This is a genomic window from Pseudomonas sp. KH_024_B2, from assembly GCF_057839965.1.
Window position 1 is genome coordinate 1,593,033 of sequence record NZ_CM174502.1, and the last position, 12,543, is coordinate 1,605,575.

The window sequence follows — 12,543 nt, forward strand, 5'->3', positions numbered from 1 at the left end:
ATTGCCGATTTTAGGGCCGCTGCGCGCCCCAGCGCGGGCAAGCCCGCTCGCCACAGGACATCACCAGGCTTAAGGTTGTGGTGAATCGCCATACGGCACTTGCCATTGCCTTGACGTTAACGTAAAGATTGCATCAGGCGCTGACGTATCCAGGCGCAGGTTTTACTGGGCGGACCGATCCGGAGCGCTTGATGACGCTTATAAAAACAATAAACAGCGAACTGCAACACGAAGCCCGGCTGGCCCGGGAGAAATTTCACCTTGAAGGCGAAGTCCCCGATGGGGTGTTGCGGGCCGAAATCGATGCGTCATGGCGGCGCAGCCTCAGCCATGGTGTGCACTTCAATGGCAAGCATGAACTGGCCCTGGAGTCGAGCGCCAGCCTTGAGGTGTTGTTGGCCAGCAATCGGCTGTTGATCGATGCCGCGATGCCGGCGATCGATTATCTGGCCGCTCGTCAGGGCAAGGAAGGGCTGATCATTCTGGCCAATTCCGATGCGACGATTCTGGCCGTCGAAGGCCGTGCCGACAGCCTCAAGGGCAGTGGGCTGCAAGACATCACCCTAGGTGCCTGCTGGAGCGAAGCTGTTCGTGGCACCAATGCCCTCGGTACCGCGCTGGTGGAAGCCCGGCCGACCCTGATCGACTGCGGCGAGCATTACCTCGATCGCTTGAGCGATTTCTCCTGCACCTCGGTGCCGATTCATTGCCCCCAAGGCGACATCCTCGGTGTACTCGATCTGACCCGCGAAGGTCCGCTTGGGCGAGCCCATGACAGCACCGCGTTGCTGGCCATGGCGGTCAGCCAGATTGAAAGCCGGGTGTTCAACGCCAGCTATCCCGAAGAAATCGTTCTGGCCTTTCACAGCCGTCGGCAGTACCTCGAATCTCCATGGCAGGGCCTGCTGGCGGTCAGTCTGGGCGGGCAGATTCTGGCGGTCAGCGCCCAGACCTGTCAGTTGCTCAACGCCGAGCGCTCGGCCTTGGTGGGCCGTCGCTGCGAAGAGTTTCTTGGGGTGGATGGTCTGCAACTGCTGGCTCGTCTGCAACAGGGCGGCGTCGGTAGTCTGCAAACCGCCAAGGGCGAATTCTTCTACAAAACCCTGCGCGCGCCACAGCGCTCGATCAACGTCTCCAGCACGGCACGCAGCGTCAGCAAACCCGCAAGAAACCAAGCGGATCTGGAGACGCTGGCCGGCAATAACGTCCGTTATTCACGGGCTCTGCGCATGGCCCGTCAAGGCTTGGCCAATGAGCTGCCGGTGTTGCTGTTGGGCGAGACCGGCACCGGTAAAGAAGTCATTGCACGGGCGCTGCACCTGGCCGGCAGCCGCTGCGACAAACCCTTTATCGCAGTGAACTGCGCGGCGATTCCGGAAGGCCTGATCGAGTCGGAACTGTTCGGCTATCGCGAAGGTGCCTTCACCGGTTCCCGTCGCGGCGGGATGATCGGACGCCTGCAACAGGCCCATGGCGGCACGCTGTTTCTCGATGAAATCGGCGACATGCCGTCGGCATTGCAAGCCCGTTTGTTGCGCGTCTTGCAGGACCGTAAAGTCGCGCCGCTGGGTGCTGGCGAAGAGCAGGACATCGACGTGGCGCTGATCTGCGCCACCCACCGCGACCTCAAGCGTCTGGTGGAGGACAAGCATTTTCGCGAGGACCTGTTCTACCGCGTCAATGGCATCAGCGTGATGTTGCCGGCCCTGCGCGAGCGCGAGGATTTCAGCACCTTGGTGAACAGCCTGCTGGGCAAATTGGGCGCACCGGCGGTCAAGCTCCGCGAGGACTTGAACAGCTTGTTGGCCGGCTACCATTGGCCGGGCAATATCCGTCAACTGGAGATGGTCCTGCGCACCGCACTGGCCATGCGCGAAGAAGGCGAGATTGAGTTGAGCCTGGAGCATCTGCCCGACAGCATGCTCGATGAGCTCAACACCAGCGACCGGCCGCAGACCGGCCGCATTCGCGAGAACGAACTGGAGCTGATCCGCCAATCGCTGGACAGCCATCAAGGCAACGTGTCGGCCGCCGCCGACGCGCTCGGTATCAGTCGCGCGACGCTGTATCGCAAGCTCAAACAGTTGCGCAGCTGATGCAACGCTTGATCGTCAGGCTGATCGATAGCCAGGACCCAGAAGCGCTGCAAGCGGCGTTGAAGTGGCTGTACGGTTTCGTCCGGCCCCATCGTCTGGCTATCGGCGGACTGCTCGGGTTGTCAGTCTGCGCCTCCTTGCTGGTGCTGGTGCAACCCTGGTTGACCAAGTTGCTGATCGACGACGGCCTGCTGGCGCGCAACTTTCCCATGCTGGTGCTGATCGCTGGATTGATGGTCGCCGCCGGGCTGTTGGGCACGGCGCTGTCGGGGATCAATCGATACCTGCACACGCGGCTGTCCGGGCGAATTCTGTTTGCCTTGCGTGATGACCTGTATCGGCACCTGCAGACGCTGTCGCCAGGCTTTTACGGGCAACGGCGAATCGGCGACCTGATGTCGCGCCTCGACGGCGACGTCGCGGAGATCCAGCGCTTTGCCGTCGACTCGCTGTTCTCGGCGGTCTCCAGCGTCATCGGGCTGGTCTGTGCGGTGGCGATGTTGCTGACCTTGTCCTGGAAGCTCTCGCTGCTGGCGTTGGTGCTGATCCCGCTGGACGTGCTCTGGTTGCGCTGGATGCGGCGCAAGGTCGAGCGCGATGTGCGGCAGTTGCGCGAGCGCTCGGCGGACATGTCGTCGTTCATGGTCGAGACGTTGCCGGTGATGAAATTCATCCAGTCTGCCGGCCAGCAGCAACGCGAGGCGCGTCGGCTGGAGACGCTGGGGCAGGGTTACATGAGTCAGTTGCTGCGCCTGCAAGTGACCGAGTTTTTCACCCAGTCGGTCCCCGGGACCTTGACCTCGTTGTCCCGTGCCTGCGCTTTTTTGATTGGTGGCTATTGGGTGGTGCAGGGTACCTGGCAGCTCGGTGCGTTGATCGCGTTTTCCACGTATCTGGGAATGGCGGTGGGGCCGGTGCAGAGTTTGCTCGGCTTGTACGTGGCCATCCAGCGCATGACTGTCAGCCTTGGTCGGGTCATGGAGTTGCGCGGTGAAGAACCGAGCGTCATCACGCCGGTCGATCCGCAGCCAATGCCGACGTCTGGCGAGCTGTGCTTCCAGTCAGTTCACTTCAGCCATCCAGGGCGCCCGATGACCTTGCGCGGCATCGATGCGCGTATCCCTTACGGTCTGAAAGTCGCCCTGAGCGGCGGCTCCGGCGTCGGCAAGACGACGCTGATCGATCTGCTGCAGCGCCACCATGATCCACAGTCCGGCCAGGTATTGCTCGATGGCATCGACTTGCGCGATCTGGACCTGTTCGAGCTGCGGCGGCGGATCGCGGTGGTCAGTCAGGACATCGTGCTGTTTCGCGGCAGCCTGGCGGACAACCTGTCTTACAGCGTGCCCTCGGCCTGCCGTGAAGCGATTGCCGAAGTGGCGCGTCTGGCGCAACTCGACAGTCTGATCGAATCCTTGCCCGAAGGTCTCGACAGCCCGTTGGGTGAGCGCGGCCAACAGTTGTCGGGTGGGCAGAAACAGCGGATCGCCATCGCTCGCGCCCTGTTGCAGGATCCGCTGATTCTGGTGCTCGATGAAGCCACTTCGGCGGTCGACGAGGCCACGGAGCGTGAGGTGATCGAGGCCATCGACCGACTGTTTGCCGGGCGTACGCGGATCCTGATCAGCCATCGACCGTCGACCCTGGCGGACGCCGACCTGCGCTTTGAGTTGGTGGACGGAGTGCTCACATCATCGAAGGTGTTGCATGAGGCCTGAGCTACGGATCGGTGTTGTCGACAGCGGGCATTCGTTGGCGCAGCGATCGCGGGTGGTCGCCGGGAGACGCTTCTATTTGTTGGACGAGGGGCTGGCTGAGGAGCCATTGCGCGATGACCCTCTGGGCCATGGCAGTGCGGTAATTGATGCCATCAGCCTGCGAGCCCCCTCGGCGTTGTTTTGCGTCGCGCAGGTGTTCGACCAGCGCGGGGTGACCAGCGCCCTGCAGATCGCCACGGCCATTGATTGGTTGGTTGAGCAGGAGGTACGGCTGATCAACCTGAGTCTGGGGTTGCGTCAGGACCGCAGCCTGCTGCGCGAAGCCTGTGCGGTGGCGCTGGAACGTGGGGTGCTGCTTTGTGCGTCCAGTCCGGCCCAGGGCGCGGCGGTGTTTCCGGCGAATTACCCGGGAGTGCTGCGGGTCACCGGTGATGCACGCTGTGGCGAGGAGCAATGGTCATGGCTCAACAGCCAGCAGGCGGATTTTGCGGCCTGTGTTCGCGGTACTCATCCGGGGCAATCCGGCGCGAGTCTGGGCTGTGGCGCATTGAGCGGGCATATCGCCCAATACCTGGCCGAACACGAGGACGCGAGCAATCCGCAGATCATCCAATGGCTGCGCGAAAATGCCCGTTATCGCGGCCCTGAGCGGCGCGTCTGGACATGAGCGCGATCCTGATTCTGGGAGCTGGGCCTGCGGGAGCGGCGGTGGCTCTGGGGTTGCGACGGCTTGGCTACGACGTGACGCTGGTCAGTGACTGGCGACGATTCGCGGCGCTGGAAGGCGTATCGGTGCGGGTTCTCGACGCCCTGCGTGGCGTGGGCCTTACCCATGCATTGGAAGATGCGACGCTGCCTTCCCAGCGTCAGGTGTCCTGGAATGCTCAGCAGCATGCGCAAAACATCGAGTTCCTGCTGGACCGTCCGCGCTTTGATCGAGGCCTGCGCGAGGATCTGCGGCTGGCCGGTGTCGAGCTGATCGAAGGGCGGGTGCTGGCAGTGCATTCAGAGGCTGCGGGCCATCGAGTGGAAGTCGAAGGGCGCGAGCAGATAACGGCAGATTTTCTGGTGGAGTCGCGGGGGCGTCAGGCCCCGGCGTTCGGCAAAGGCCTGCGTGGGCCGCAAACCCTCAGCCTGCTCAACCGCTGGCAGGGTGCGTCGGGCACCACGGCGAGCGCGGTCGAAAGTCTCGAAGACGGCTGGGCCTGGATGGCGCGGCAGGCCGATGGCCAGTGTTATTGGCAACTGACGGTGGATGTGGCCAGCGCCGAGTTGCCGGGTAAAGCGCAGTTGCTTGATTACTGTCGGGGGCGGCGCTATGCATCGGCGTTGGCGATGGCGCTTTTTGGCGATGTGCCTGAAATTGATCTGCAATTGCATGCTCGCAGCAGCACGGCGATTCTTTGCCCACAGGCCTGTGGCGATAACTGGATCCGGGTGGGCGATGCGGCGATGGCAGTTGATCCGCTGTCGGGTAACGGGATCTTCCAGTCCTTGTCTTCGGCGTTGCAGGCGCCGGCGGTGATCAATACCTTAATCCGGGCACCTGAGCGTGCAGCGCTGGCCCAGCAGTTTCATCAGCAGCGGGTCGAGCAGCTGTTTCTGCGTTTCGCCCGAATCGGTCGCGATTTTTATGCCGATGAACAGCGCTGGCAGGAACAGCCGTTCTGGCGCGCTCGGCGGCAGTGGCCGGACGCAGAGTTGGCGCACACAGCGCCGGACTTCGCCTCCCTGCGGATACAGCGCGCGCCAGTGTTGCGCGACGGTTTGGTGGATGAGGTCGAGGTGGTGATCACGGCGGATCAGCCACTGGGAATCTGGCATTTGCAGGGCGTTGAACTGGCGCCGTTGCTGCGACGTTTGCAAACCCAGCCAGCGGAACAGGCGCTGGCGGATTTGACGGTGGAGCAGGGGAAGATGGTTCGAGGGTGGTTGTTGGGGCAGGGGTATAGGCCTTAGTCGTACAGTTGCCGGAATGTGTATCGACTGTTCCGACGTCTTCGCGGGCAAGCCCGCTCCCACAAGGGTACTGCAATATCCTGTGGGAGCGGGCTTGCCCGCGAATGCAATTGCCCACTCAACCAAACCCTGACGGATACACATAGGTGAAATGTGCGACACAGGCACTCACAGCTTGATCAAAACCGACTTCAACTCGGTGTAATGCTCAATCGCCGCATAGCCCATTTCCCTGCCCACACCCGACATCTTGTAGCCGCCAAACGGTAGCGCCGGATCCAGGGCGCTGTGGCAGTTGACCCATACCGAGCCAGACTTGATCCGCGGGATCATCCGGTGCACCGCCGCCAGGTCGTTGGACCAGATACTCGCGCCCAAACCATAGGGGCTGTCATTGGCCATGCGCAGGGCATCGGCTTCGTCGTCGAACGGAATCGCCACCAGCACCGGGCCGAAGATTTCCTCTTGCACCAGCGAGTGCTTCTGATCGACGTCGACGATCACCGTCGGTTCGACAAAGAACCCCGGCCCGAACTGCTTGCCACCACAGGCAATGGTTGCGCCGCTTTCACGGCCCATGTCGATATATCGCGAAACCCGTTCCTGCTGGCGGGCCGAGATCAATGGCCCCATCTGCACACTCGGGTCCAGGCCATTGCCGAGCTTCATAGCGCTGGCAATACCGGCGATATCGGCCACGACATTGTCGAAGTGCTTGCGCTGCACATACAGCCTGGAACCGGCGCAGCAGACCTGACCCTGATTGAAGAATATTGCGCTGGCGGCGCCTGCTGCGGCACTGTTCAAATCGGCGTCGGCCATGACGATGGTCGGTGATTTTCCGCCCAGTTCCAGGGTGACCCGGGTCATGGAATCCATGGCGATCTTGCCTATTTCCTTGCCCACGGCGGTGGAACCGGTGAAGGTCAGTTTGTCCACCAACGGGTTGTGGGTCAGGGCCGAGCCTGCGGTGATGCCGGTGCCGGTTACCACGTTGAACACGCCAGTCGGGTAGCCAGCTTCCAGCACCAATTCGGCCAGTTTCAGCGCGGTCAGCGGCGTCTCGTCCGCCGGTTTGAGTACCACTGTGCAGCCGGTGGCCAGCGCCGGGCCGAGTTTCCAGCAAGCCAGCAGCAGCGGGAAATTCCAGGCGACGATGGCGCCGACCACACCCACCGCTTCACGGCGGATAAAGCTGTGGAACTGATCATCCGGCATCAGCGGCAATGAAACCTCGACGCTCGAACCTTCAATCTTGGTTGCCCAACCTGCCATGTAGCGCAGGAAGTCGATGGACAGTTGCACATCCATGACTTGCGCCACCGCCGCGCTTTTACCGTTGTTCAGGCATTCCAGCTGCGCCAGCACTTCGGCGTCGCGCTGCATCAGGTCGGCGAGTTTCCACAACAGATTCTGCCGCTCCCGAGGCCGGGTACGGGTCCAGGCTGAATCATCGAATGCCTGACGGGCTGCGAGCACCGCGCGATCAACGTCGTCCGGGGTTGCTCGCGGCACCACGCACAGCACTTCACCGCTGGCCGGATTGTGCAATGGCATGGTCTGACCGTCGGCGGCCTCGACCCATTGCGCACCGATCAGCATGCGCGGCGCGCGTTGGATAAAAGCAGTGGTTGCGGGGAGCAGGGAAGGGAGTGGCATGGCGAGACCTCTTATTATTCGTGAGACGAGGTCTTTCGCAATGGCTGTGCCAGTTTGGTATGGAGCGGTAATTGTTTGATTTAGCTGTGGTTTATCAGCGAGTTTGTCAGCCGTAATGGCGGTGGGTGTCGCATATTGCGACGTGCTGAGACAGCCGTAATCGGGATGCGGCGCAGTTTGTGGGAGCGAGATTGCCAGTCAGTTAAGGCGACGACGCGATCCTACGAGATCTATCGCCTATGCTCGTCTCAGAGTGGAGCACTTGTCGCGAAATTAGACGCCTGCAACCGACGACCCAATCGCTCTGGAGTCCTATATTTCAGTCAACACATTGATTAAAAACACTATTTATAAGCTGGCACGCTCCGTGTATTGCTCATCTCAGACGTTTCTCTTGCCTCCGTCTGCGGCCTGCCCGCTGACGGTAGAAACCATAAAAACAATGTTCAAAAAAATAAGAAAGCACCGTGGGAGGTTCGACGTTGATGAAGAGAAAACTCCGATCAGGCATGAGCGGCGGTCTGCTGGCGATAGCCGTTTGCGTAGCCCTGCATTCTCCCCCAAGCATGGCGGCGCGTGACGCCCAAACCATCCTAAAGGAAACCTGCCAGGGCTGTCATACCCCCGAGGCTGACAACGGCCTGAGCCGCATCAGCCACCAGCGTAAAACCCCGGAAGGCTGGCTGATGAGCATCGCCCGCATGCAGATCATGCATGGCCTGCAGATCAGCGATGAAGACCGCCGTACACTGGTCAAATACCTGGCTGACACTCAAGGTCTGGCGCCGAGCGAGACCGATGGCGTGCGTTATGCGCTGGAGCGTCGACTCAATACCATCGAGCACTTCGATGACCAGACCAGCCAGATGTGCGGTCGCTGCCACTCCGGTGCGCGGGTCGCCTTGCAACGGCGGCCGGCCCAGGAATGGGAACGCCTGGTGAACTTCCACCTGGGGCAATGGCCGTCGCTGGAGTACCAGGCTTTGGCCCGCGACCGCGACTGGTTCGATATCGCTCGCAAGGACATGGTGCCGCTGCTGGCCAAACGTTATCCGCTGGACAACCCGGCCTGGAAAAAATGGCTGAGCACCGCGCCGAAAGCCGAAACGCTGGTGGGCGACTGGAGCTTCAGCGGTCACTTGCCGGGTAAAGGCGAACTGGCCGGCGTGATGAGCGTCAGTGCTGATGGCCGCGACACGTTCAAGGTCAGCGTCAAAGGCCAATACGCCGACGGCAGCCCGTTCAACGGTGACGGCAGTGCGATTCTCTACACCGGCTACGAATGGCGCGGCAACGTGACAATTGATGGCGTGGTCATGCGTCAGGTTTTCGCCGCCAAGGGCAGCGAACTGCAAGGCCGGATGTTCGAGGCCGAGCATGACGAGCACGGTCTGGATTTCGTCGCCGCCAAGCAGGGCAGCAGTCGTTTGCTGGCGGTGCAGCCGGGTTACCTGAAGGCTGGCGCCGAAACTGAAGTCACCCTTGTCGGCAGCGGTCTCACCGGCAAGCCGAACTTCGGCAAAGGCGTGGAAGTGGTCGAAGTACTGGAGCAAAGCCCAGAGCGCATGCGGGTCAAACTCAAGGCCGCTGCCAATGCCCAACCGGGTCTGCGCGCTGTTACCGTCGGTACGCTGAAAGGCCCGACCCTGTCGCTCTACAGCAAGATCGCCAAAGTCAAAGTCGTGCCCGAGTTCTCGGTGGCGCGGATCGGCGAGGGCGGTGGTTCGACGCCGAAAGTCCAGGGCCGTTTCGATGCGGAAGCCTGGGGCAAGGGCACCGACGGCAAGCTGTATCGGATCGGCGTGTTCCCGGCGCAATGGTCGGTCGAAGCCTTCGACGACCGTGCCAAGGAAGACGAAGACGTCAAGTTCGCCGGCACTATGCAGGCTGACAGCGGCGTGTTCACCCCTGGCGATGCCGGGCCGAACCCGCAACGCAAAAAGTCCACCAACAATGCCGGCAACCTCAAGGTGATCGCGGCCGTCGACGACGCAGGGAAATCCCTGACCGGCGAAGGCCACATGATCGTCACCGTGCAACGCTGGAACAATCCACCCATTCCATGAGTTGGCTGATCTTTAACGGTTTCAGACATCTTTTTGGAATGACCGCAGGCCCCGCCAGGCGGGGTTTGCACAGGAGGTTGCGATGGGCGCTATTTTGAATCTGGTCGAGCGGAATTTGCACGAAGTGCATGTCGATGCCGACCGCATGTTGTTCCACATTCCGAGCAGTTCGCTGTTTGCCAGCGATGAACTGACCGGCACTATTATCGATACCTTGCGCGGTCCGGGTTGCTCCTCGGACGACCTGATCGAGCGCCTGGCCGCCCGCTACAACGGCGAGGAAATCACCGAGACTGTGCGCGAGCTGATCGCTCTGGAACTGGTCAGCGATGGCTCGCCACTGACCCCGGACATCGGCGTCAAACGGGTCGAACGCACGGCAATCAATACTGTGGTGCTGAACGTCAACACCGGCTGCAATCTGAGTTGTACCTACTGCTACAAGGAAGACCTCGACAAGCCATCGGCGGGCAAGAAGATGGACGTCGAAACGGCGATCGCCTCGGTGGAAATGCTGCTCAGGGAATCCCCGGATGAAGAGCGTTTCACCGTGGTGTTCTTCGGCGGCGAGCCGTTGAGCAATCGCAAGCTGATCGAATACATGGTCGACTACTGCGAGAAGCGTTTTTCCGAGGCCGGGAAGTTCGTTGAGTTCGTGATGACCACCAACGCCACGCTGCTCACCGAAGAGACCGTCGACTACCTGAATGCCCACCGCTTCGGTCTGTCAGTGAGCATCGACGGCCCGAAAACCGTGCACGACCGCAACCGCATCACGGTGGGCGGGCAGGGCACTTACGACGTGGTCCGGCGCAAGGCCGAGATGCTGTTGTCACGCTACAACAGCCGTCCGGTGGGCGCGCGGGTGACGCTGACCAAGGGCATCACCGACGTCGAAACCATCTGGGATCACCTGTTCAATGAACTGGGTTTTGCCGAAGTAGGCTTTGCCCCGGTGACCTCCGGCGACATCAGCACCTTCAACCTGTCCAGCGAGGAACTGATCGAAGTCTTCGCCAACATGAAAGCCCTCGGTCGGCGCTACCTGGAGGCTGCGCTGGAGCACCGCAATATCGGTTTTTCCAACCTGCATCAGTTGATCACCGACATCCACGAAGGCCACAAAAAGGCCCTGCCGTGCGGCGCCGGCCTGAAGATGCTGGCGGTGGATCACAAGGGTGAGCTGAACCTTTGCCATCGATTCACGGGTTCGTCGCTACCGACCTTCGGCAACGTCCACAGCGGGGTGAAACAGGTGGAGTTGAACGACTTCCTGTCCCAGCGCCTGGACCGCACCAACACCGGTTGCGAAGACTGCCACATCCGCAACCTGTGCTCCGGCGGCTGCTACCACGAGAGCTACGCCCGTTATGGCGACCCGACGCACCCGACCTATCACTACTGCGAACTGATGCGTGATTGGGTCGACTTTGGCATCGAGGTCTACAGCCGGATCATGGCCCACAACCCTGCGTTTATCAGCAGCTACATCACCCCGCGCAAGGCTCACTGATATGAAACATCTCAAGGCAATCAACAACAAAGCCCGGAAGCTCGATCAGGCCGCGGCCGAAAACCGTATCGAAGAAGTGGTGGCGATGACCTCCGTCGCCGGCTGCGCCTCGACCACCGACCCCGGTTGGGAGATCGACGCCTTTGGCGGTGTGTCGTCGCTGTGCCAGCCGATGGAAGCCGACCTCTACGGCTGCTCAGACCCTTGCTGGTGGCCGGCCCAGGTGCCAGACATGATGAGCACCTACCCGGACTGGAACAAGGATGCACAGGCCTCCAACGAGAACTGGCGCAACTTGGGAACCGTGTTCCCTAAAGACAAATAATCGGACAGAAGGATTCCAGCATGCTTCGCACCAATGCCTGCGGCCTTGCCGCTTCCGCCATTCTGTCTGTGTGTTCATTCACAGCCCTGGCCGATGAAAACCCGACGCTCGAAACCGGTCACGAGTACATGGTGACCACCAACTACCCGAACAACCTGCATGTCATCAACCTGGCGACCGACAGCCTGTACAAGACCTGCAAACTGCCGGACGCCTTCGGTCCGGGCACCATCCAGTTGTCGCCGGACCGCAAGATTGCTTATGTGCTGAATAACCACTATGCGGATGTCTACGGCGTCGAACTGGACAGCTGCAAGCAGGTATTCCACGCCAGCATCACCCAGCAGCCTGGCGAGAAGGCGCGTTCGATGTTCGCTTTCACCGTCAGTCATGACGGCAAGGAGCTTTACACCGTCGCCAACCCCACGCGGATGCTCAATGACCGCTACGAAGTGCAGGCGCCACGGCTGGACGTCTACGCCACCGACGCCGGCATGAGCGCCAAACCGGTCCGCAGCTTCCCGGCGCCGCGTCAGCTCACCATCATGCAAAGCGGCGATGACGGCACGCTCTACGTGGCGGGCGCGGACGTCTACAAGGTCAACGTGAAAACCGGCAAGTTCGACGTGCTGATCCCCAGCCGCCACTGGAAACGCCCATTGTACAGTCCGCCGGATGTGCTCTACGTGTGGAACCAGCAGACCTGGCGGCATGATTTCTCGCTGCTCTACACCACGGCGAAATTCAAGGACAAAAAGCAAGACCTGGCGACTGCCGAATACCTGTACGGCCTGTTCAGCATCGACCTGAAAACCGGCAAAACCGAAACCACCGACTTCGGCCCGTTGACCGAAATCTACTTCAGCGGCATGCGCTCACCGAAAGACCCGAACCTGATGTTCGGCGTCCTCAACCGCCTGGCCAAATACGACATCAAACAGAAGAAATTGCTGCAGTCGGCAACCCTGGATCACTCCTACTACTGTATTTCCTTCAACAAGGACGGCAGCAAAATCTACCTGGCAGGGACCTTCAATGATGTGGCGATTTTTGATGCCGACAGCTTGAAGCAGGTGGGCACCATCAAATTGCCGGGCGGGGATATGGCGATTACCACGGCGCAGATTTTTGTGCGCTGACAGGCGGTAGATCGTTCCCACGCGGGAGCGTGGGAACGATCTCATTTCTCAGCTGCCGGTGAGAAGGA

General features: G+C 61.0%; 9 protein-coding genes. 8 read left to right on the plus strand and 1 reads right to left on the minus strand.

Annotated elements, in window-relative coordinates:
* Positions 1 to 191: 191 nt before the first annotated feature.
* Genes AC3I0A_RS07530 through qhpG form a run of 4 tightly spaced genes read left to right on the plus strand, consistent with a single transcriptional unit; the run spans position 192 to position 5,773 of the window.
* A complete protein-coding gene (locus AC3I0A_RS07530) occupies positions 192 to 2,096 on the plus strand; it encodes a sigma-54-dependent Fis family transcriptional regulator (protein WP_489377035.1) in 1,905 nt (634 codons plus the stop codon).
* Positions 2,096 to 3,814: an ABC transporter ATP-binding protein gene (locus AC3I0A_RS07535; protein WP_489377037.1), complete on the plus strand. Its 1,719-nt coding sequence runs from the start codon at positions 2,096 to 2,098 to the stop codon at positions 3,812 to 3,814. Before AC3I0A_RS07530 ends, AC3I0A_RS07535 begins: the two co-directional genes overlap by 1 nt.
* Positions 3,804 to 4,481 (plus strand): subtilisin-like serine protease QhpE, encoded by a 678-nt coding sequence (gene qhpE / locus AC3I0A_RS07540; RefSeq protein ID WP_489377039.1) that lies wholly within the window; start codon positions 3,804 to 3,806, stop codon positions 4,479 to 4,481. Before AC3I0A_RS07535 ends, qhpE begins: the two co-directional genes overlap by 11 nt.
* Positions 4,478 to 5,773 carry a flavin-dependent monooxygenase QhpG gene (gene qhpG / locus AC3I0A_RS07545; protein ID WP_489377040.1) on the plus strand — a complete coding sequence of 432 codons (1,296 nt, stop codon included), beginning with the start codon at positions 4,478 to 4,480 and terminating at the stop codon, positions 5,771 to 5,773. Before qhpE ends, qhpG begins: the two co-directional genes overlap by 4 nt.
* A gap of 168 nt (positions 5,774 to 5,941) precedes the next feature.
* Here qhpG and AC3I0A_RS07550 read toward each other — a convergent pair whose 3' ends face one another.
* The gene (locus tag AC3I0A_RS07550; protein WP_489377041.1) at positions 5,942 to 7,432 is read right to left on the minus strand and encodes an aldehyde dehydrogenase family protein; all 1,491 of its coding nucleotides are present in this window, start codon (positions 7,430 to 7,432) and stop codon (positions 5,942 to 5,944) included.
* A gap of 485 nt (positions 7,433 to 7,917) precedes the next feature.
* Between AC3I0A_RS07550 and peaA the strand changes: the two genes are divergently transcribed.
* From peaA to peaD, 4 genes are all read left to right on the plus strand, one after another.
* Positions 7,918 to 9,498: a quinohemoprotein amine dehydrogenase subunit alpha gene (gene peaA / locus AC3I0A_RS07555; RefSeq protein ID WP_489377042.1), complete on the plus strand. Its 1,581-nt coding sequence runs from the start codon at positions 7,918 to 7,920 to the stop codon at positions 9,496 to 9,498.
* An 82-nt stretch (positions 9,499 to 9,580) separates the two neighbouring features.
* Positions 9,581 to 11,011 carry a quinohemoprotein amine dehydrogenase maturation protein gene (gene peaB / locus AC3I0A_RS07560; RefSeq protein ID WP_489377043.1) on the plus strand — a complete coding sequence of 477 codons (1,431 nt, stop codon included), beginning with the start codon at positions 9,581 to 9,583 and terminating at the stop codon, positions 11,009 to 11,011.
* Between the two features lies 1 nt (position 11,012).
* Positions 11,013 to 11,336, plus strand: coding sequence for a quinohemoprotein amine dehydrogenase subunit gamma (gene qhpC, locus AC3I0A_RS07565; RefSeq protein WP_489377044.1), 324 nt, complete (start codon positions 11,013 to 11,015; stop codon positions 11,334 to 11,336).
* A gap of 20 nt (positions 11,337 to 11,356) precedes the next feature.
* Complete coding sequence (gene peaD / locus AC3I0A_RS07570; protein ID WP_489377045.1) at positions 11,357 to 12,475, plus strand: quinohemoprotein amine dehydrogenase subunit beta; 1,119 nt, start codon at positions 11,357 to 11,359, stop codon at positions 12,473 to 12,475.
* Positions 12,476 to 12,543: the final 68 nt, after the last annotated feature.